The sequence below is a fragment of the Vibrio nigripulchritudo genome (assembly GCF_027924785.1).
Classification (GTDB): Bacteria; Pseudomonadota; Gammaproteobacteria; order Enterobacterales; family Vibrionaceae; genus Vibrio; species Vibrio nigripulchritudo.
The window spans coordinates 2,113,090-2,134,529 of the sequence record NZ_AP027049.1; the positions used below are offsets into that span (position 1 = coordinate 2,113,090).

The window sequence follows — 21,440 nt, forward strand, 5'->3', positions numbered from 1 at the left end:
TTGATGTTCCTTATAGTTCGCTTTATCAAAAAGATAGCATCGGTCAGCAGAGGATGATAGATGCTCGCGCGTTCGCGTCACACAATCTGCTTACTGATACAGCTTGTGTCACATAAAACAGCCTAAATAAGGAATGTGAACAAAAGTTAACTCAACAGAAAAAGCGTCTTAATTCTGCACTCTTTAGTATTTTTCTCAGGAAATGCTGAGATGAGACTCTCGGTAACTATTGATAACTAAAGAGGAAATAACGTGATTATTCTCGGGTACTTACAAAAAATAGGTAAGGCATTGATGGTCCCCATCGCCGTTTTACCGGCTGGTGGATTGATGCTGGGTTTAGGCTACGCCATTGACCCTGCTGGTTGGGGCGCTAATAGTGCTTTAGCAACCATCTTAGTGTTTGGTGGAAAAGGGATAATGGATAATCAGGCGTGGCTGTTCGCGGTTGGCGTCGCGTATGGTTTGGCAAAAGATAACAACGGCGCTGCCGCATTATCGGGTCTTTTGGGTCTTCTGATTATCGAGATGATTGTCGGGAACGTTGCCGTTATATCTCAAATAACCGGTGTTCCGGTGGAAGACATGTCTCAGGCTCAGGTCATCGCTTCAGGTGCAGCCGTTAGTGCATTCACAGGTATTTTGATTGGTATTGTGGCTGCAACGCTTTACAACCGATTCCACAACATTCAGCTTCCTGCAGTGCTTGGCTTTTTTGGAGGGCGACGCTTCGTCCCTATAGTCACGTCATTTGCAGCGATCTTAATTAGCCTTGTGATGGTATATGTCTGGCCGGTGGTGTACGGTTCGCTTGTTAACTTCGGTATCGCAATTTCAGAGCTTGGCGCGACGGGAGCGGGTTTATACGGTTTCTTTAACCGTCTGCTGATCCCTGTTGGGCTCCACCATGCTCTGAATCAGGTATTTATATTCGATCTGGTTGGAATCAGTGATATTTCGAAGTTCTGGTCGGGGACCGGCGAGCTAGGCGTAACAGGTATTTACCAAGCCGGGTTCTTCCCAGTTATGGGATACGGGCTTCCTGCCGCATGCTTGGCTATGTACCATTGCGCAAAACCGGAAAACAAGAAAAAGGTAGGTGGAATTTTAGGAGCTTCTGCATTTACTGCGATTCTAACAGGCGTTACAGAACCGATTGAATTCGCCTTTATGTTCGTCGCACCTGTTCTTTATGTCATTCACGCTATTTTAACTGCGCTATCAATGTACATCGCCGCAAGCATGCAGTGGATAGCGGGTTTTACCTTCAGCGGCGGCCTTATCGATTTTGCTCTGTCATTCAACCTGCCACTTGCTGTTAAGCCTTATATGTTAATCCTGCAAGGGTTATGCTTCTCCGCCATTTACTACAGTATCTTCCGCTTTGCCATTGTGAAGTTTGATTTAAAAACACCTGGACGCGAAGCACTTGTAGAAGGCGATTCAGAAACAGTTGAAATCGGTGAAAAAGCAAAGCTTTACCTGAAAGCGCTGGGGGGACATGAAAACCTTACTAGCATTGATTCTTGTATCACTCGATTAAGACTGACACTCAAGAACCGTGATCTGGCAGACGAAACCACCCTGAAAAATATTGGTGCTATGGGTGTAGTAAGAATTGGAACCAGCAATTTACAAGTCATCGTTGGAACAGAGGCCGAGCAAATCGCTCATGAAATGAAACAGATTCCAAGAACAGAAACACTGACTGAGGTTGTTACTTAGGTGAGGCTATGTGCTGATGTGGTAAGTAAAAAGGCCGGCGTTTATTACCGGTCTTTTTATATCCTGCAAAGACAAAATTCTAGCTCATATGCAAACCAACAGACGCTAGTCGAAAAGTGGTTAACTGTCAGATCTAATTGGAACTAATATAAAGTTAAAGCTTGCTAATTATATCGAGGAGAGCGTCATTACTATCCGTTACTTCTACTTTGAAATCAGCATAGGCACTTTCAAGATCTCTATACTTTCCAAGCCCTTTTTCAACAAACATATATCCACAAGGAATTTCATCCCATTTCAAAGGCGAAGTTATCTCTCCTGCTTGAGCTTTTTCTAAAATAGATTTTAACGTATGGAATGCTTGCATAGCTAAATCGTCATGTTCGGAGTATTTCTTTAACAATCTCCATAGTACTTTTGCTTTATTTTGAATTGCAATTTGGTTCATTTAATATTCAGTAGTTCGACACTGCACCTACAAGTACAGATATACCCCGGTCGATAAATTTTATACGAAATCTATTGAATAAACAGATAGAACAATAGCCTATGTTAGCTGAAGTATCACTACTCATTTGATTTAGATAGAGAAGTTTATACTTTCAAACCTTTCCTAATACGCTCAGCGATATATTGGACTTTCTTCAAATAGCTAGAAAACTCAGGGTCAGATTCTTCAAACTCTCTAATGGCATAAAGTCCAACGTTAATTTCCTTTATTTTACTTCTATCGGTGATCTTTCCTGATACAAGATCTTGCAAATACTGCAACTGATTATCTATCGATTGAAAAGCTTTAAAGTCTGGAGCTGATTGAAGCCTATTCTCGGACAGCTTCTTGGCATTTTGCAGTATTTCTTTCTTATCCATGCACACAAGAATTGTAAAGGTAAAATCATCAGCGCTTTCCAAACAATTTGCGACCAATAAATGTAATAATGTAGATTGAGCACCCTGATCAATTTTCAACCACTCAAACTCGCATCTAATCTTGAAAGCAAGAGATTACGCGCTACAACTCGGCTGCTTCATGCCTTATCTACCAAATCCAACAATCTCTTGTATTCTTCATCGCTACCTGATGCAATGAAAATAGAAAACTGAGAATATGCACTCTCTAAATCTCTATATTTTGATAGTCCTTTTTCTGAAAATAAATATCTTCCGGGAACAAACTCGTTTTTATCAATATCTTCCCCATTTTTGGCTCTTTCAATCAGATTAGCTATCGAATTTGATAAACTTCTTACATTCTGATCATGGGGAGCATATTTGTTCAAAGACTTTTCCAGAGCAATCGCCAGGCGCTTCAAGCTATTCATTCTAATTCCTTAAAAATTGTCACTAATTATCCCTAGTTCAACAGGCTCATCAAATTGTTTCCTATTCGTAGCTAAAAATTGTTGTAAGCCACCGTTTGTTTTCAGCTTTCCACCAAGTTCCGATGTCGGTGCTATAGTAGATTCAAAGACAGTTGCGACACCTTTGGGCTCAATTTGAAACACTCTAAACTGCTTTGAATCACTTCCCCCAGGTAAACCAAACACATCCGATAGAGGTCTTCCACTATTTAGTGCGATGTCTAACTGCTCAGGAGTAGTAAAGAATGGACCATATCCGGCATCCGTTCTAGCCTCAGGTACAATTTTTACTAAAGGTGTACTAATTTCTCTCTTCACAGGAACATCGACGCCAGATTGAACCTGTTCGAGTACACGATCAAGGATAGTTGCTGAATCTGCACTAGGATCGCCTAATTTTGCCATTCTTAGCTGCTCTTTCCCAGTCTCAGTGTTGAATATAAAATCCAATGCTTTTTCCTTAGTAACTCCATTTGGTTTAAATCCGGCTTCGAAGTTGTTCACAAGATTTTGTTCATGTTCAGAGAGGAGTTTTACTTGCTCTCGAATGGGCAACGATTCAATACTTGTATTAGGAACTTTCTTAAGTGACTTCATGACAGTTCGGCCACCAACCAACGTCCCAACAATCTCCACTGATTTATGAGTGAGTGTTGCTGCAAGTGGTGAACCAGTAGCGTCTAAAACTGCGTCTCCTGCACTTTCCATCGTGCTCTCATACGCTTGCACATAATCTGATAGGTGCTCCCCTATCATTTTTGCACCTTCAGTGTTAGGTGTGTAACTTAGCGTATCTTGTATGCCTTCAATCCAGTTTACAGAGGTTTCTAAGTCACCGATCGCTAATGGTGCTAAACCTGCCAGACCAGCAACTGCATCCACTGCGGTGTTATAGACTCCTGATACCAGTAATTCAGCCGCTCCTTCGACATACTTGCCACCAATATTGGTTCCTGCTGATTGGGGATGTAGTGGGTATGTTGGCGAATTCACATTTGCCGTAGATAGAAGGTTCCCCGATCCCATAGCATAGACGACTCGCTTTTCTGGCTGCGAATCCGTATCCCCAGCTTTCACGGCAGTATCAGGCTGCTCACAGCATAAACCTGATGGATCAATCCACATAACCGGGTTCGGGGCGTATTGGTAATGGTTAATACCGCCTAGCAAGCCGATTGGATCTGGTTGGATAAAGCGACCAGAGTAAGGGTCGTAATATCTCGCCAGATTGTAATGTAAGCCTGATTCTTCATCGAAGTATTGCCCTTGGAAACGAAGAGGGTTTCTGACGTCTTCAATGTCTATGCTGGCTTGCCCAAGTGGGTCGTGAGACGCTTGCCAAACTACGTTGCCAGAGGTATCTACCAGCCTTATGGGTGTACCCAAGTGGTCATTCTGGTAGAAGAAACACAGACCATTTTCGATCAGCATCAAAGGTGCATGGGACTTGGGAAGATATACATACCAGCGGTAATGATTCGCGCTGACTTCACCAATGAGTTGACTACCTTGCCAGATAAACTCGGTTGTACCGCTTTCTGTTGTTTTTTTGCTTCGCCTTCCCAAAGCATCATATTCATAGTGCGCGAGCTTCCCGTTGTGATTCACCATCACAAGTTGATTCAATGCGTTGAATTCGCGTCGCTGCAGGGAATCTCCACCCGAGACTCGAATCTGATTACCCTGGTCGTCGTATTGATAACGCAATCCACCATGCTCAATAAGACGGTCATGCTCTACGACCGATTCTTCGCTTTCTGGGTTGCCAAAGCTATCGAATCGATATTTAAACACATCGTCAGGCGTTTTCACCCGAGTCAGTTGTGATAGCGCATCGTAGTGATAATGATGATGACCTAACTCGCTGTCGATGCTGCTTGCTAAGTTATCAGAAACATCGTAGCGATAGTGACGATTTCGTGTCCCCCAGTCCTGCTGTTTCAGTCTTCCAAGTCCATCGTAAGTACGAAGCTCGGACTGAGCATTCCCATATTGTAGGGTCTGAACCCTAGCCATATTATCGTAGTCAATGGTGACCTTAGCAGGGCTTTGCTCTAGCTTTGATTGAGACTGGTAGGTGATGCCAGTCAGCTCACCAAATTCGCTGTAATCAAAGTGCAGCTCATCCCCGTTGGGTAGCGTCTTCTTTTCGCAAAGCTTTTGATGGTTGTACTGGTTTTGAATGAGGTAATTTGACTGCCATTCCTCAGTTAACAAACCATGGGGATCAAACTGATTCTTTATCGCTCGGCTGCTGTTACTCGCCGTCAGCAGTTTGCCACCAAAACTATGTTGAAAATGAGATTCGTTGAAATAGCCTTCGTTTCTGGCGCTGATGGATGCCATATCTCCATGTTGATTGTATTCAACATGAATGGCTCGCTGACCAGAGATAACAGCATTTATCTGACCATTGTCATCGTAAGCGTATTGGTTTTGAACACCATCGAATCCCTTGGTTTCTATTAGTTGACCATCAGGAGAAAGAGAAAGCTGATAACTGGCGTTGTCACTTCGATTGATGGCGGTGAGGTTTCTCTCGGCATCGTATTCAAATGAGAGCCCACTGCCATCCTGTTTGATGAGGCTATCAGGTTGATTCAGCGTCCCCCACTCAAATTTGGTTGAACCATTCGGTGTGGTTATCGAAGTGATTCTGCCTGCGTCGTCATAATCGTAGGTATGTTCTCGCGATACACTTTTGTCAAAATCGTGAAATGTTCGTTGACGAGTCAACTGACCGTGAGCGTTGTGCTCCAGAGTCACATACATGCCATCAGGATAAGCCAAGCCGTTGACTCGATTTTCTGCATTGTAGCTGTACCGAATCAGCGAGTGGTTAATCTGAATACCTTGGATTCGGTTGTCTTCTCCCCACCACCAGCGTTTGAGAGGGCCTTGAGAACTTGCTGTTTCAATCAAACGTCCTTTCTTATCGTATTGGTATTGTGTCGAGACCTGACTGGGGTTTTGGCTCCAGATGAGCTGACCTAAACTGTTGACTTCTCTTTTACTGACTTCGCCATCGGGATGAATCACCGCTGACAACACACCATATGAGTCATATTGGTATTCTGTCTTTGCACCACTGCTGTGTTGCATTGCAACTAACTGTCCAAACTCGTTGTAGTAACGTTTCTTGTAAGTGCCGTTGGGTTCGCTTTCCTTTGAAAGTCTTCCGAGCTCGTCGTATTCCCAAACACTTTTTCGCCCTTCGGGGCTTACTTTTTCTAGCAGCTTCCCATTGCCATCGTGTTTAAACTGCCAAGTATGACCTAAGGTGTCCTGATAGCTGGATTCCGTTTCACCAAATTCAAATCGGTAATCATAGATGCCTTCATCACCAAAGTTACGTACACATTTGGCTTTTGCTCCCTCTCCCTCCCATTCGAAGTAGTGGGTAAATCCGGAAGGTCGTTGGCGGGTCAGTAATAGTGCGCTGTCTGTGTAGGTATACTTCTCTTGCAGACCATGTTGATCAGACGCACCAATCAAGTGATCGTATTCGTCTATATCATACTCTACGACCAGCTTGTCGGTATGCGGGCAACGTAATCCAACCAACTTTCCTTCTTTGTCGTACTGACAACATAAATCGGACACACCGTTTGTCTGAACTTCAATCAGGCGACCGTTTGAAGAGTATCTCAGATCTATCTGTTTAAGGGCATTTTCCCTTATCTGGCTGAGTTTCCAGTCTTCATGATGCTTGAGAAACTTGTATTGGTTACCGTCTGGCAGTGTGATAACTCGGTATCCGTTTTTGTGGTTCAGACAAGACGAACCCGCTTTAATTTGGTAGCTCGTTGCGCCTTTTCCTACGGGAGGAAACTCAATGGCGTCACCCATGTCATCGACGAATTTCCAGGATGCAACCTCACCTTCTTCGTCATGTGTCTCGCTGAATTCCTGAAGGAACGAATGTCGCCATCCCAGACCTAATCCTACAGACTGCTCGCACTTTGATGAGCGATAATGGCGAGTCCACACCAAGCCACTTGCACTTGTGAAGTCATCCAGAGATAAAAGCTCTTCACCAGTAACCATAGAAACCGGGTCACCGCCAGTTTCGTGCTCTTTGGCACTGACAGGAGTGTCTTCATCACTGGTCGCGTTCTCGTTTTGTTCCTCTTCAGCTTTGCCGTCCGAAGGTCGTTTTTCTTCTTCTGGTTCACTGTATTCCAACTCAATGGGAACAGATGACGAAATGGGTGGTGCACTCACTTCAACACTACAGAATAGTTGCTGTTGATAGAGCAATTTCCCCAGGTGCTTTGCTTGAGCAGGCAGGCGCTCTTCAGGCTTTAACGGTGAAAGAGATTGGAAACCGGAAACATTGTTCAGTTCACCTAGTAATTGCAATGATTGAGAGTCTGAACGAGAAAAGAACTGCGCAACAAAGTTGATGGCTTCGTTTTCACTCTGGAATACCTTTGCTGTACCTTTCCCTTGATTCTGAGATGAGAATGTAAATTTCTCAGTTCCTCGTTGGATTGTATTGCTAAAATTTTCCCTAATCATTGATACCTAAGCTCTTTATAACTGCCATGTAAATGAGGCGGCTGCTCTAAAATTGTTATCAGAGACGTCCATTTGAAAATGACAAAAGCCATCCACAGGATCTTTCTCTTGCACATTTGAAGTGTGAATCACTTTCCATAAGCCACTGTTAGCGCCTAAATCACCAAATGTTGTCTCGAGAAATTTGAACTCTGTGTTTTCATTTAAATATTTATGTAAATGGTGTATTTCGCTGTTCCAGTCAGATACGGCATCTTTAGGAACTGCAAAAGGTAATGAGAGATGGCTATAACGCTGCTTTGCTCGCTTCGTACTGGCTCTGAATATAAAGCGAGTACTTTCTCCAACTTGCTTATCAAGAGTAGATACATCAATGAGCCCCCAACCGTAATTCAAGCCGTTTTTACTTTTCTTAACTTTGACTAAGAAAAAGCTGTCGTTGCACGCCACCTCTTTTGGCTCTTCTTCTTGCTCCTTTTTAAGGAACGCTGCATCTGTATCTATCCCTAAAACCCAGACTCCTGATTCGTGCTCATCCAGCAAACGGCTTAGCTTCTTAAAAGACATCAGAAATGACGCCCTGCCAAAGGGGTAGATAAGTTTTGGTGCACTGCTTTGCAGGGGACCAAAGTACTGCTTTAAATCTGTATACAACGCGCTGTAATCTTCCCCACTTTCTTTTTCAGGAAGCAAAACGACGCAAGGAGCAGACTCTTTATTCTGCTCCAAGTAATTGATATTCCGTTTAGCGATGTCGCGCAGGCGTTCTATCTTACTTTCAGATTGACCTTTAATAATTCGGTTAGCCACACCACAAAAATCTTTCGAGTCTTCCCAGTCAGATGAGAATTCACTCTCGCCTTTCAGAACATCCACCAAATCATGTTTTCCAACTTTGAGAACCAGTGGTTCAAATGTCAGTGGCATTCAACTTCCAACTTATTGCACTTCTAATAAATTGAACTTTCTGTCGTCCAAATAAGGTTTTCTACTTAGTTCAGAGCGATCTTTCCGGCTTTCAAATCTATCGCTGATCCGTTTATGGCGACTTGGTTGCCTTTGATGTTTATTTCACCAGAGCTCGACATAGTGATGGACGCGCCACCAACCTTTAGTTCAATGCTTTTTCCTGCGGTAAGAGAGAGAATTTCACCAACATCGACACTTAAATTCTTACCGACGTTATGTGCTTCATTGTTGGTGACTGTTTGTACTTTGTCGTTTTCAACAAGTATGTCTGCGTTGTTTTCCACAACCGATTGATAGTCTTTCTCTGCGTGAAGATACAAAAGCTCTTTTCCTGGCTTGTCTTCAAAGCGCACCTCATTAAAGTTGCTAGCGCCTCCTTTTACAGAGCGACTCTTGATACCACTTTGCGTTTTCTTGTCGGGCAGAGCATATGGGGTCGCATTAGCACCGTTGTAAAGCACACCCATAACAATCGGTTGATCAGGATCGCCGTTAACAAACTCGACGATCACTTCCTGCCCTACACGAGGAAGGAAAGTACTTCCCCATCCGTTACCCGCGCTCTGCTGCGCGACACGGATCCAGCAAGAGCTTTGTGCGTCTCGTTTACCTTCACGATCCCAGTGGAACTGGACCTTTATTCGACCATGCTTATCAACGTGAATATCGCCTTCACTCGGACCCGTTACTATGGCGGTCTGAATACCTTGGATTCTAGGCTTCGCTTTAGGCAGCGGTGGACGGAAAAGCTTTTTCACATCCATACAGTAGAATTGTACTTCTACTCCCTGCCCTGCATTTCCATGACTACCTGTCTGGTTAAACACCGAAGCATTCACAGAGACATGGGTCAGAACAAATTCTTTGCCGACAAACGCCTTGTCTTCATGGGCATCAAACTTAAACGTTTGGCCCGTGGTAAAAGTACGACAACTTGCCGTACCTGAAAAAATTTGGCTTTCACGTTGAAGCGATTCGAGAATGTGCTGGTTCTTGTAAGCATACTTATCGCCAGTTTCCTCTTCCCCCATGTATTCGTAGTATTCACTCATTGGAGGTGTGTAAGAAGCAGGCTTCATCTGAACGTTATGACTAGGAAGACTATTCGGCTTCAACATATCAAAGCCGGACAAACAACTCGCTTTTGTCGTGATCGATTGGGTTTCCTGCCAAGAAGAAACATGTGCGAATTCTGAACTGCCAGTGCTATGAGAAATAGCCGCTTCAGTACTAGGTTGGTAGAAACTTAAATCATCAAATAACTCTAGCTTGTGGTACAGATTCTTCATGGACAAAACTAAAACTAATACCTTCTTCTGATAAAAGTCTTAGAATAAATTCAAGATCACTTTCGTTATATTGAACTTTGAATGTATATTTTGGATAGGTTTTATTTAATTTCAGTGCAAACTCTACAGCATGTTCGCCTAATATTAATGAAATTATTTCTTTTACATCTTTATTTTGGAAAATTCGATTATTTTTCCGAAACTCACAAAGTGCCAGTCTTGGACGAATTGTAAGTTCGATATCTTTATAATTTTCACCTTCGTGCCCAGAAGTAACTCGGCTGCCTAAAATACGAGCATTGGTAACCACACCATGAAAATACCTTGGGTCTTCTGTAACAAGTGCGTTGTTATCCATAAGAATAACTGCTGGCTTGCCGATAACTTGGGATAAATCCCCTTGAGTGCCATTAAAATAGGCTAAAGCTTGTAGTGAGAAAAGTTCTGAAAGTCCTTCGTAGTATTGGAAGCTATTCAGAATAATGGAGTCATACCCAAATGCTGTAGAGATCTTTATAAAGTTATTACTTTGTGTCGCTTTTTTCATTACAAACTTCTTACTGATTGAAACAAGTGCGGGGCATCGCTGCCCCGCAACATGAATTACATTTGCTGACCTTTAACGCCGCTGTAACCGTAAACAAGAGGAGCAACAGTGTTGTTCTTGTCGTCAGTTGGAGTAACAGTCATCATCATTTCAGTGTAAGAAATAGTGATTGTTTCAACTGGACGGTCGTCTTGGATAGACACAGCGTAGTTAGAAATCATTGCATCAGTTAGTTCGATCTTCATGATTTCTTCCACTTTTTCACCTTGCTTAGTGATGTGGAAAACAGCTGGCTTACCTTTACCGATAGTCGCTTCTTTGAACAGGTCTGGAGAAGCACGGTCTTGAAGTTTAGTAATAGTCAAGTCGTAAAGACGAGTAGAACTTGCTTCACGGTCTTGTGCTGTACCAGTGTAAGAAGTAATTTCACGACCAACGCTCCAATCAACAGAAAGTAGAGTGATCAGATCCTTGTACTGCTCAGCAGTAGCTTCACCTTTAATATCAGCGTATTTAAGGTATGTATTTGACTGCATGCTAATCTCCTATAGCATTGATTATTTCAACTCAATTTAATGAGCAAGGAATTATCCCAATACAGAAATTTGCATTGGAAAGTTAATTATAATTAAGTCATTTACGACTAATTAAATATGCGTTTTTATAACTTATATTCAATCATTTTAATAGCTTAAATTAAGGAAAAAACACTTAATTTGAATTGCACCGCATTTAATTCCATTTAATGACAAATGAGTTATTTAATATTGATGGATATATTATTCAGCTCGCCTTTAATAACTAATTTATTAATAGATTTATCTTCCGATATAGCGATAAGCACCTCATCTGAAATCTTAGGTAGTAGGCTATTTTGAATAATTGTCTGTATTGCTCGAGCGCCACTACCCTCTTCATTACAATTGTCGATAAGTGCACCTACGAGCTCATCAGAATATTCAAACTCTGCGCTGTAATTAGCTGCCAGGCGCTTACCAATTTTGTTCAGCTGTATTTTCGCGATTTCAGTCAGAACATCACGATTTAGAGGCACATATGGAATCACATTAACTCGGCCGAGGAATGCAGGTTTGAAGCTTGCTAGCAAGTCATCACGCAAAGCGGTTCTCAACCCATCAATATCTGGTGCAAGCTCAGGATCCTGGAACAGCTCCATGGTGGTATCAGTACCAGCGTTCGAAGTCATGATGATAATGGTGTTGCGAAAATCAATGTCGCGCCCTTCACCATCTTTTATGGTTCCTTTATCAAAGACTTGATAGAACACGTCCTGAACCCCAGGGTGAGCTTTTTCCATCTCATCAAGCAAAATAACGCTGTATGGCTTCCTTCTGACAGCCTCAGTCAGAACACCACCTTCACCGTAACCCACGTAGCCTGGAGGGGAACCGAGAAGCAGAGAAACTTTGTGTTCCTCTTTAAATTCCGACATGTTGATAACCGTTACGTTATCTTCGCTGCCATAAACCTGCTCTGCGATTGCCAGTGCAGATTCCGTCTTACCGACACCACTCGGTCCGGTCAGGAAGAAAATACCATTAGGCTTGGTTTCTTCATTAAGCTGGGCGCGAGCAGTCTTGATGACTTCAGACATAGTATGCAAAGCATGATCTTGACCGACTACCCTTTCGCAAAGCTTCTCTTTTAATGTCAGAAGACTGTTGATCTCATCATTCTGAAGTTTGCCAAGTGGAATACCTGTCCAGTCTGATACAATTTCAGAAACTAACGCCTCATTAACGTGTGAGAATACAAGCGGCGTCTTGTTTTCAGCTAATGTCGCTTCGACTTCAACTAGCTTTTCTAAGGCACCTTCGACTTTGTCTTCCAGAACTTCTGTTTTTAGTTGCTTAGACTGGCTGACTAACTCAGATTCTTTTTCCCAAACTGATTTCAGCTCAGAAATCTCCGCTTTCAACTCATCACTCTCACTGCTTAAATCAGCAAGTACATCAGTATGCGAATGACCTAGAGCCTGCTCTTTTTCTAACTGCTCAATTTGAGCAACTTTTTGTTCGAGCGTTTTTTCAAGAGCTTCTAGCTGCCCAGGCATTGCCGACTGGCTAAGCGCTACACGAGAACAGGCTGTATCTAATACAGACACGGCTTTGTCCGGAAGTTGGCGACCATGAATGTATCGGTCTGACAGATAAACAGCGGCTTTTAATGCTTCATTGGTAATGTGGACACCGTGGTGACCTTCCATTACAGGAACTAACCCACGGAGCATTTCCACTGCGAGTTCTGGAGCTGGTTCTTCAACTTGAACAACCTGGAACCGACGAGTTAAAGCGGCATCTTTCTCTACGTATTTTTTGTATTCGGCCCATGTAGTCGCGGCAATAGTACGTAGCTCTCCACGAGCTAAGGCTGGTTTGAGAATATTTGCAGCATCACTTTGCCCTGCCTGACCACCACTTCCGATTAAGCCATGTGCTTCGTCTATAAACATAATGATAGGTGTAGGCGAATCGTTCACTTCTTTGACTACAGACTTAAGTCGGTTTTCAAATTCACCTTTCATGCCTGCACCTGCCTGAAGCAAAGCCAGATCCAGAGACTTAATTGAAACCCCTTGTAGCGCAGGTGGTACATCTCCCTGAACCACTTTTAACGCCAAACCTTCAACTACAGCTGTTTTACCTACACCTGCTTCGCCTGTCAGAATCGGGTTGTTCTGACGACGTCTTAGCAAGATGTCGATCATCAGGCGAATCTCATTATCTCGACCTACAACTGGATCGATTTCACCTGCCTTTGCTTGATCTGTCAGGTCAATGGTGAACTGGTCAAGTGCCTTAGTCGACGCTTTTTGCGCTGGCGCAGCTTGCTGCGTCTTGCGATCGGCGCTGTGCCAGAAATGCAGCAAAGTTTCGGGGCTAATTTTATCGAGCTCCTGACCAAAGGCAGAGGTAACAGCAAACAACGTATCATCGTTTAACAGCGCATATAACAGGTGAATTACATCAATCTGCTCATCTGAGAACTCGATGCTGGACACCATCCAAGCACTCTTCAGAATAGTCACTGTATGCGCTGACAAGCCTGGTACAGTCTGGCAGCCTGTTTTCAGTTTCTCTAAGCTGTTTTGAATATCATCTTCAAGCTTGAAGACATTCAATCCAAACTCTTCAGACACAGTCTGAATTACCGTACCTTGCTGTTGCAAGATAGTGATTAACCAGTGGGTCATTTCAATACTGTGGTGAGTTCGGCTACTCGCCAGTGCCGCTGCCTGCTCTAGTGATGCTTTTGCATCTGGAGTTAGCCTCTCCACTAGTGCAGCTAAAGATAGTGATGTCATGGATATTTCCTTATGTATCGCCTAACTGATGTTGCTTAAATTCGGATAGTGATAGTGTTGTTTTCAGATCGTTTGTGTGGAGCGAGTACGCTACCAAGCGCTAGCCTGCCCCCACCTTGTTTGAGTTGCACTTTGGGCAAATGCTTATATTCAGCAGTCAGAGTCCATTCAATTGATGCGGTTTCGCCCAGTAAATCCTGACAAAGCGCTTTTATTTCTGTGATTCGCTCACCTTTGGGCATCATGCCGTGTACTTGGTCCTGCCCTTTTGCGGTGAATTCAACGGTAAATCCGGCATTTACGTTCCAGGCCTTTTGCCCCAGACTCGCCCCCCGTCCAAGTTCGGAAAACTGCCCTTCTGGCATCTTCTTCGAACACAAACGTGTTTGCTCATCATCGGTTAGCTGCATCCACTTCCCTTTAAAGTCATGAATTTCGACTTCACAACCGGAAAGGGATTCCAGGCAAGCCTGGATGGCACCCCGGCTTTTGACTGGTTTGCCAAAAAGTCCGCCCCAATGGATAGCCCTGTCACCAAGGTTGCCAGTAAGGGACGTCAACACCTGATCCCAAGGTGAGAACGTATTCTGGGATACTCTTCGATGCTGAACTGTTGGCTGAAAGTTTTGCCATGTTCGGTAGAAAAGTGACAAGATTCGGTGGTTGAAAATGTCCAGAAAATCCTGAAGCGTAGGATCATCCGCTTTCAACCTTTGTAGGATCAACTCACTATAATGCTTGGGAAGAACACCATTTTCTCCTGTCAGCCCAATCAGATTGGTCATTACAATCAAACTCTGATTGTGCTTAGGCTTTATTTTGGTGAATTCTCCAATCTCATAACCCAATTGCTGCGCAACTTTGAGTTCGATATTTTCCTGACTTGGAAGATGATCCGTTCCTAAATTCGACTCTGATTTCAGAAGAAATTGCTCAATCAAATGAAGCGATTCGAACAGTTTTTCTTTATCAAGGCTTTCCAGAAACTTTTCTTGCTTCATAGCAACACCTTGTCACCGCACAAAGCAGGCCAACGATGGAAAACGTCTCCTGAACTCTTTAAACGAATACAGAGCTTGGTAAATGTATTGATCTCGGCGTACTGTGCGAAGAACGTCGACAATACATTGCCCAGGAAGAAGATTTGCTCTTCAGATTGAGCACTGTCAGAAACTTCAAGTGTAATTTCGGTGCCATGGCAGAAACCCACTCGCCCTTTCTGATTCACTCGCCCAGTTGCGGGCTTGGCGTCCATAGATACGATTGAGTCAATCATAGCTTTAGATTCTGGTGACGCTTTGAACGCATAGAGATTGAGAGTTTCTCGTAACGTTTTTAGTCCATCAGAACCAGAGAAATGAGACAGAGTCAGTAGCTTGGCAAATTGCCAGCGGGAACTTGCATCCATGGACGGACGAATCGTTTCTGTTGGTGCGACCAGACATTTGGTGCTGTCGAAGTTATCTTTTACATCCGGTAAGTTGACGTTGGGCATTCCACCACCAAAAGGAAGCTTCTTAGGCAGGTTCCGGTTACAACACCATGCCTGAGCTGACATCACCCAATTGTCTTTGCTGTCGGGTGTAAACAGTTTGTGTTCTTTATCGACAAATGAAACATAGACATCTCGTCCAGGCTCATCAAACCCACCAGCCCAGCTTTTGTCTTCACGGCGCATCGTCCAGTAAATTTCGTGTTCAGAAAGGTAGTTTGTATGTTCCCCTGCGTAAAACGGCGGCAGGCTCTGATATTTCATCTGCCAGCTACGAACACCTATCTCCTGAATACCAATCACTTCGGTTGTGTCGGGTTCGAGGTGCTCTGGATAAAGCGGGAACTCGTATTCCGATGCTACAATTCGAGTTGGCTCCATCGCGTGGCTGAACATGTTTATCACCGGTGTGCAGCCAAGAAGAACGGTGTCTTTTGTCACCTGCTTCTCAAGCCAGTCACAACTTTGATCAAAATAAATCCAGAATTCAGCTTCGTCTTGATCGCCAAACCAAGCGGATTCCAGGTTAAGCAAATCGGCAAACAGAAACTTTTCTGGGAACAGGAAGTATTCAACCAACAAGCGGCTACCAACAAAACTTCTTTTGCTGTAAGGAACAACGGAGTGTTCTGCCTCGTAACCCACAGGTTTAATATGGCGTGGAGTTAACTGACGCCGAGTTTCATCATCCACAACGACAGCCATACCGATGGCTGACTGAAGGAAGAACTGAAGTAATTTGTAAGTGACCTGAGGTTGCCCGTTAAAGAACAGGCGCAGAGAGTCAAAGTTCAGCCCATTGATCTCAATTTCTTTACTCGCCCCTTTCAGAGTGAGTTTGAGTACCGATTTAGCCTCTTTTTCAATATCGAGCAACTGCCCTCTAAAAGGTGCATTTTCAAACGACGCTTCACTGATATTTAATGGGAGTACGTCGGTTTCATAACATGTTCTGAACTGACAAGACTTAAACCCAGGGGCATCAAAAGTAACCGACTCACCTTTCTTTACTGTTACCTTAGATGTCGCCGACTCATCGCTGTCAATTTTAACCACACTCATCGATGGGATCGGAGCGTGGAAGTCGGGAAATAACTGACCTATAAGTGCTTCCGTCAATTGAGGGAAACTGTTATCCAGACTCTGACGAATCTGTGCAGTAAGAAAAGCGCAGCCTTCCATGATTCTGGCAACGTGAGGATCTTCAACCTGTTCCTCGCTCAATTTCAGCCGTGCCGCGATTTTCGGATACGTTGCACCAAACTCTTGACCTTTGTGTCGTAAATACGCGAGCTCACGGTTGTAATACTTTAAGAATTCATCACTCATGCCGATTCACTCACCGTTATTCCTAAACTTACCGGTTCTACTTCGGAATCTAACACCAGTTCATGGTGCTTTTTACCTAACTCATAGACGGCATTAATCCGCAGTCGTAAAATCCTGTCTAGCTGCTCTTTGTCTTCAATAATCGCAACAAGAACTTCCTTGAACCGAGGTTCAAACTCTAAGATTGTTTCTCTCACAATTCTGCACAGGTGCTGCTGCCCATCCTTGCTACTGAAAGGCATCGAAGAAAAATCTGGCAAGCCATAAGTTAAAAGTGACTGCCGTAACTCTGGTAAGTCGTTATCAACTTTTACCCAACTCAGACGAGTATTGAGCAACGCTTCTACGTCTCTTATCAGTCCTTTCACTACCTGTTGATTACTCAGTGGAAACTGAGTATCAACAGTCGTACTCGGGTCTAAATCGATAAGCTTGTCTAGCAAAGAAACGTCATTGCCAACATGGGATCTATTTTCCATCCGCTATCTACTACGCTTCAGCTTCTTGCTTTTCTTTCTCGATATTTTCGATGGTGGCTAATGGCAGTGCACTTTCACCCGCTAGCCAGACTTTTTGTCCATGACCGACAAACACCTTGTCTTCAACTACAGGGTGCCAATCCGTCTCTTTACCTAGCTTGTTCGCGTCTCTGTCGCTACGAGAATATGTCAGAGGTATATGAGCTTCACCTTCCGTGATGCCTTTAATAGAGAACTCGACTGGTCTCCAGATGGTTTCCAACAAGTTGCTGGCAGGTTTAATGTTCAGGTATTCAACCTGATCAAGTGGTGCCAGATAGTAGTTACCTGTAGAGCTATAGAGTTCGATAAAGCCGTTTAATGAATCATCGATATCACGCACATCCGGATACTCAGTACCGTTAATGGTCAGTGTCGTTTCTGGTCTCAAAGACTCAAGTTCTTCACTCAGACGTTCTACTTCTTCTTCATTCCCCTCGTGAATAGCAAGATTCAATTGGGTCAATGTGGCGTACTGCTGTTCATTGGAACCTAAAAAGTTTGCTGTGGCTCCACCTTGCACAAAATCAACTCGCGCTTGCGCGGCTTTTACAAGATGGCGAATCTGGCTTGCACCAGCCAGGAATTCCGGGAAGAGTTTTGTCGCCTGCATCAGTTGTTCGTCAGCTCGTTCTAACTGCCCGTCAATACAAAGCAGCTCAATAAAATAGCTTCTGAGAGCGGCATCTTTTGGGTTTGACTTGATTGACTGGATGACCGAATCCAGTGTTTCCTGCAATTTTGCTTGACGTACTAATTGCTGCCAATCTGACATGAGACTTTCCTTATTTATATCGTTTTGTCCGGAGCAAGCTCGGTGATTAATCTGACACTTGAAACCATCTGATCGAGTTGGAAATGTGGTCTCAAATGAATGATCGAGTAGTAGTGCCCAGGACTGCCTTGTTTTTCTTTAACCTGAATTTTTGCTTCGTTGAGCGGGTACTTAGCCCTCAACTCATCTGAAGCTTCATCTGACGCAGTGGTGTACTGATGTAACCAACGTTGGAAATCGCCCTCAATACTCGCTGCATTTTGATAGCTGCCCACTTTGTCGCGTCCCATTACCTTGATGTAGTGAGCAATGCGCGCGACACACAATGTGTATTGCAACATCGAAGACAGCCTTGAGTTCACCGTAATTCCCTTTTCTTCATACACTTTTGGCTTGTGCAATGAAGAGTTAGAAGTAAAGGCAATCAGTGGGCTGTCTGATACCGGTGAAAGCGGAATAAATCCACAGTCTGATAGCGCCAACTCTCTTGATTCAGAGATTTGATAATTCACTGGGGAACGGTGTCTTTTCGCTTTACCCGGGAATTGCATCTGGCTACCTACAGGTGGAAGTATCACTCCCTGTCCGTAGCTTCCTGCTTTCAATCCCCTGATATGGGCAAACCATCCCGATTCGCTGTAGGCTCTTAACACTGTGGCGGCAAAACAAAACGAAGCGCTGCCCCACAGCATATCGCTTTCTGAATTGGTCACCTTTTCTTTAAACGCAAAAGCATCTAGTCGACTGCCATCGTATTTGTACGGCTGACGCATAAGAACGTAAGGCACCGTAACCGCGACGAATTTGGCATCTTCACTGTCACGGACTGCCTGCCAGTTCTTATATTCCATTTGGTCAAATTGCGCATGCACATCCAATATCGTCGCCAATTCTGAAAACGCATCAACTCCGAATAAACTAGGAGTTGCTGAAATCAAAACCGGGCAGAATGCTGCTGCCGCTGTCTGGCTGATCTTCCGAACCAGTGTCATGTCTCTGTCAAGCTTGTTTGTTCCTGCTTGATGAGAGATGCAATAGTTCCCCACAATCAGACCAAATGGCTCCCCTCCGGGAGTAGAAAATTCATTTTGGTAGACAAGTTTGAACAGACCACTTTGGTCAAACTCGATAGCTCGCTGACTATCCCGTCTGAGCTCTTCCCAGCTGCACGATAAAATCTTTATCTTGGAGCTTTGCTCGGAACCAAAACTGTCTTTTTGATTCACCAGATATTCGACGCCACGCCAACCCGCTTCAAAAGCCTGGAACTCCTCGTGATGAAGAATCGCGTTTATCTGCTCGTTCAATTGCTCATCAATCAGATCAATAACACTCAGTAAACTTTGATGCATCTCTTCAACACTGCGAATGTTGTTTGCGTCGCACCAATATTTCAGAGATTGTGAATCGGACTGTAAGTCAAGAAAACGGTCAAGCCAGATGGCATCCAAGGTTGGGTCTTGGGGTGTCTGCACATCGTGAATCAACAGCTCTGGTTCTACAAAATGAAATTCTGTCATGATGATATGGCTGACCCGAGGGTCAGCCGTCTATCCTATTAACCGCCTGACTCAGGGATCTTCGCAACAAGACGAAGAGACGTAGTCAGTTCTTCCATTTGTAGCCATGGTTTCAACCACGCTACAGCATTGTATGCACCTGGGCTTCCAGGAATTTCTTTAACCTGTACTTTTGCATCAGCCAGAGGGTACTTAGCACGGATTTCCTGACCGCCACCTTCTGATGCGTTAACGTAAGACAGGATCCAACGGTTTAGCCATGACTCAACGTCTTCTGCTTCCATGAAGCTACCGATCTTGTCACGTGCCATAACCTTCAGATAATGAGCAAAACGCGAAGTCGCCATCATGTATGGAAGACGTGCAGAAATTGCCGCGTTTGCCGTGGCTTCAGGGCTGTCGTACTTAGCTGGCTTCTGACACGTCTGAGCACCAAAGAACACCGCGTAGTTGGTGTTTTTGTAGTGACAAAGAGGCAAGAAGCCCAATTTACTCAGCTCTGCTTCACGACGGTCAGTAATGCCGATTTCAGTTGGACATTTCATATCCGGGTCACCATCGTCACTCTGGAAGAAGTGCGTTGGTAAGTTTTCTACGCGACCACCGCCTTCAGCACCACGGATAGCGGTACAAAAGCCATATTTAGCGAATGCATCGGTCAGTTTTGCACCCATCACGTAAGACGAGTTCATCCAGCAGTAATCATTGTGGTTTGCGTTGATCGCAATGCCAGATACTGGGTCAACTTCAAACTCTTCATAGCCAAATTCTTCAACCGGAGCTGTTGCTTCACCGTATGGCAAACGAGCAAGCACTTTTGGCATAGTAAGAGAAACAAAGCGAGAGTCCGCACTTTCACGGAAAGAACGCCACTGCGTGTATTCCAGAGATTCAAATACTTTTTCCAAATCACGTGGTTTAGAAAGTTCTGTCCACTCATCAAACCCGAATAGCGCTGGAGATGCCGCTGAAAGGAACGGAGCAAATCCCGCTGCTGCGACGTTAGACATCAGACCAAGAGTCTCAATGTCTTCTGGGTGGTTAGTAAATTCGTAGTCACCAATCAGTGCACCATAAGGTTCACCACCAGCACTACCAAACTCTGATTCGTATACTTTCTTAAAGATCTGGCTTTGGTCAAACTCAACCGCTTTACTCAAGTCTTTATGAAGCTCTTTCTTCGTCATACTCATCAGACGAATTTTTAGCGTTGCGCTTGTTTCTGAGTTTGAAGTCAGATATTGCAGTCCACGCCAAGTACCCTCAAGCTTCTGAAGTTCAGGGTGATGCATTACCGCAGCCAGCTGCTTTGAAATTTGACTATCTAGAGCTGCAATCGCTTCACGGAAAGTTACGGTCAAGTTCTTGTTCCAGGTAACCGTACCTTTCATCGCTTCTTCAGTTAGCGTTTTGATCAGCTCTTCCGCACGTGAAGCTTCAGTCTGCTTTGTCGCACCGATCGCCTGCTCTAGAAAAGAAGCACTCTGTTCGCCAACGGTAGGGTCTAACTGCTGTTCAGTTTGAGTACTCATTACTCATCTCCCTCCTTCTTATCACCTTCATTGAGGTTCAGTTCACCAGCCAACTTCTCTAAGTTGTCTGTGTTATTCAGTACGGACTCCAGAACGTCTTCCAGCTCTTCAGAACGGTCTACTTTCGTCATCAAGTCACGAAGTTTGTTACGGGTTTCCATAAGTTTACGTAAAGGATCAACCTGATTTACGATGGAAGCTGGCTCGAAGTCCTTCATGGAATTGAAGCGCAGATCAACGGTAAACGTTGAGTCATCATCAGCCAGTTTGTTATCCACTTTAAACGACAGAGTCGGGCTCATTTTCTTTAGAACGTCGTCAAAGTTATCGCGATCAATCTGGATAAAGCGACGGTCTTTAAGCGGCTTTAGCGCTTCAGTGTTGTGTCCCGCAAAATCACCCATTACACCAAGAACAAAAGGCAGTTCTTTTTTAAGTGAAGCATTTTCAGTTTCTACGTCATACGTAATATGAACACGAGGCTTCCTTACTCGTGAAAGTTTCGAGTGGATACTCGTCATAGGATTCTCCCTTATT

Annotated in this window: 15 protein-coding genes and 1 pseudogene; 1 reads left to right on the plus strand and 15 read right to left on the minus strand. The window is 44.1% G+C overall.

Translation table 11 applies throughout. The annotated features are described in order from the left end of the window. Positions 1-252 precede the first annotated feature (252 nt). Positions 253-1,725, plus strand: coding sequence for an N-acetylglucosamine-specific PTS transporter subunit IIBC (gene nagE, locus QMG91_RS09745; RefSeq protein WP_281826114.1), 1,473 nt, complete (start codon positions 253-255; stop codon positions 1,723-1,725). Between the two features lie 154 nt (positions 1,726-1,879). On the opposite strand, the gene QMG91_RS09750 is transcribed toward nagE, so the two are convergent. The 15 genes and pseudogenes from QMG91_RS09750 to tssB all read right to left on the minus strand — a co-directional run bounded on the left by QMG91_RS09750 (position 1,880) and on the right by tssB (position 21,424). Beyond that, the gene (locus tag QMG91_RS09750) at positions 1,880-2,173 is read right to left on the minus strand and encodes a hypothetical protein (protein ID WP_281826116.1); all 294 of its coding nucleotides are present in this window, start codon (positions 2,171-2,173) and stop codon (positions 1,880-1,882) included. Positions 2,174-2,319: 146 nt separating this feature from the next. Further along, positions 2,320-2,694 (minus strand): immunity protein Tsi6 family protein, encoded by a 375-nt coding sequence (locus tag QMG91_RS09755; protein ID WP_281826118.1) that lies wholly within the window; start codon positions 2,692-2,694, stop codon positions 2,320-2,322. Positions 2,695-2,753: 59 nt separating this feature from the next. After that, complete coding sequence (locus tag QMG91_RS09760; protein WP_281826119.1) at positions 2,754-3,047, minus strand: hypothetical protein; 294 nt, start codon at positions 3,045-3,047, stop codon at positions 2,754-2,756. A 9-nt stretch (positions 3,048-3,056) separates the two neighbouring features. Then, on the minus strand, positions 3,057-7,607 hold the full coding sequence (locus QMG91_RS09765; RefSeq protein ID WP_281826121.1) for an RHS repeat-associated core domain-containing protein: 4,551 nt from the start codon (positions 7,605-7,607) through the stop codon (positions 3,057-3,059). Positions 7,608-7,622: 15 nt separating this feature from the next. Further along, positions 7,623-8,534, minus strand: a complete 912-nt coding sequence (locus QMG91_RS09770; protein ID WP_281826123.1) for a hypothetical protein — start codon at positions 8,532-8,534, stop codon at positions 7,623-7,625. A 65-nt stretch (positions 8,535-8,599) separates the two neighbouring features. After that, a pseudogene (tssI, locus tag QMG91_RS09775) lies at positions 8,600-10,412 on the minus strand (type VI secretion system tip protein TssI/VgrG). A gap of 56 nt (positions 10,413-10,468) precedes the next feature. Continuing rightward, complete coding sequence (locus tag QMG91_RS09780) at positions 10,469-10,948, minus strand: Hcp family type VI secretion system effector (RefSeq protein WP_004408945.1); 480 nt, start codon at positions 10,946-10,948, stop codon at positions 10,469-10,471. 221 nt (positions 10,949-11,169) lie between these two features. Next, complete coding sequence (tssH, locus tag QMG91_RS09785; RefSeq protein ID WP_281826130.1) at positions 11,170-13,737, minus strand: type VI secretion system ATPase TssH; 2,568 nt, start codon at positions 13,735-13,737, stop codon at positions 11,170-11,172. A gap of 35 nt (positions 13,738-13,772) precedes the next feature. Beyond that, on the minus strand, positions 13,773-14,738 hold the full coding sequence (tssG, locus tag QMG91_RS09790) for a type VI secretion system baseplate subunit TssG (RefSeq protein ID WP_281826132.1): 966 nt from the start codon (positions 14,736-14,738) through the stop codon (positions 13,773-13,775). Then, the gene (tssF, locus tag QMG91_RS09795; RefSeq protein WP_223096771.1) at positions 14,735-16,558 is read right to left on the minus strand and encodes a type VI secretion system baseplate subunit TssF; all 1,824 of its coding nucleotides are present in this window, start codon (positions 16,556-16,558) and stop codon (positions 14,735-14,737) included. The genes tssG and tssF overlap by 4 nt, the downstream gene beginning before the upstream one ends. Continuing rightward, on the minus strand, positions 16,555-17,037 hold the full coding sequence (gene tssE, locus QMG91_RS09800) for a type VI secretion system baseplate subunit TssE (RefSeq protein WP_022598883.1): 483 nt from the start codon (positions 17,035-17,037) through the stop codon (positions 16,555-16,557). Before tssE ends, tssF begins: the two co-directional genes overlap by 4 nt. A 10-nt stretch (positions 17,038-17,047) precedes the next feature. Next, positions 17,048-17,851, minus strand: coding sequence for a type VI secretion system accessory protein TagJ (locus QMG91_RS09805; RefSeq protein WP_281826137.1), 804 nt, complete (start codon positions 17,849-17,851; stop codon positions 17,048-17,050). 14 nt (positions 17,852-17,865) lie between these two features. After that, a complete protein-coding gene (gene tssC, locus QMG91_RS09810) occupies positions 17,866-19,371 on the minus strand; it encodes a type VI secretion system contractile sheath large subunit (protein WP_022550487.1) in 1,506 nt (501 codons plus the stop codon). Between the two features lie 38 nt (positions 19,372-19,409). Beyond that, positions 19,410-20,903, minus strand: a complete 1,494-nt coding sequence (gene tssC / locus QMG91_RS09815; protein ID WP_022550486.1) for a type VI secretion system contractile sheath large subunit — start codon at positions 20,901-20,903, stop codon at positions 19,410-19,412. After that, positions 20,903-21,424 carry a type VI secretion system contractile sheath small subunit gene (tssB, locus tag QMG91_RS09820; RefSeq protein ID WP_004408930.1) on the minus strand — a complete coding sequence of 174 codons (522 nt, stop codon included), beginning with the start codon at positions 21,422-21,424 and terminating at the stop codon, positions 20,903-20,905. The genes tssC (QMG91_RS09815) and tssB overlap by 1 nt, the downstream gene beginning before the upstream one ends. Positions 21,425-21,440 lie beyond the last annotated feature (16 nt).

What these genes read in the sequence shown, in the direction of transcription:
- QMG91_RS09750 (WP_281826116.1), bottom strand. Translation starts at nt 2,173, where the DNA reads ATGAACCAAATTGCAATTCAAAATAAAGCAAAAGTACTATGGAGATTG.
- QMG91_RS09760 (WP_281826119.1), bottom strand. Translation starts at nt 3,047, where the DNA reads ATGAATAGCTTGAAGCGCCTGGCGATTGCTCTGGAAAAGTCTTTGAAC.
- QMG91_RS09765 (WP_281826121.1), bottom strand. Translation starts at nt 7,607, where the DNA reads ATGATTAGGGAAAATTTTAGCAATACAATCCAACGAGGAACTGAGAAA.
- QMG91_RS09770 (WP_281826123.1), bottom strand. Translation starts at nt 8,534, where the DNA reads ATGCCACTGACATTTGAACCACTGGTTCTCAAAGTTGGAAAACATGAT.
- QMG91_RS09780 (WP_004408945.1), bottom strand. Translation starts at nt 10,948, where the DNA reads ATGCAGTCAAATACATACCTTAAATACGCTGATATTAAAGGTGAAGCT.
- tssH (WP_281826130.1), bottom strand. Translation starts at nt 13,737, where the DNA reads ATGACATCACTATCTTTAGCTGCACTAGTGGAGAGGCTAACTCCAGAT.
- tssG (WP_281826132.1), bottom strand. Translation starts at nt 14,738, where the DNA reads ATGAAGCAAGAAAAGTTTCTGGAAAGCCTTGATAAAGAAAAACTGTTC.
- tssF (WP_223096771.1), bottom strand. Translation starts at nt 16,558, where the DNA reads ATGAGTGATGAATTCTTAAAGTATTACAACCGTGAGCTCGCGTATTTA.
- tssE (WP_022598883.1), bottom strand. Translation starts at nt 17,037, where the DNA reads ATGGAAAATAGATCCCATGTTGGCAATGACGTTTCTTTGCTAGACAAG.
- QMG91_RS09805 (WP_281826137.1), bottom strand. Translation starts at nt 17,851, where the DNA reads ATGTCAGATTGGCAGCAATTAGTACGTCAAGCAAAATTGCAGGAAACA.
- tssC (WP_022550487.1), bottom strand. Translation starts at nt 19,371, where the DNA reads ATGACAGAATTTCATTTTGTAGAACCAGAGCTGTTGATTCACGATGTG.
- tssC (WP_022550486.1), bottom strand. Translation starts at nt 20,903, where the DNA reads ATGAGTACTCAAACTGAACAGCAGTTAGACCCTACCGTTGGCGAACAG.
- tssB (WP_004408930.1), bottom strand. Translation starts at nt 21,424, where the DNA reads ATGACGAGTATCCACTCGAAACTTTCACGAGTAAGGAAGCCTCGTGTT.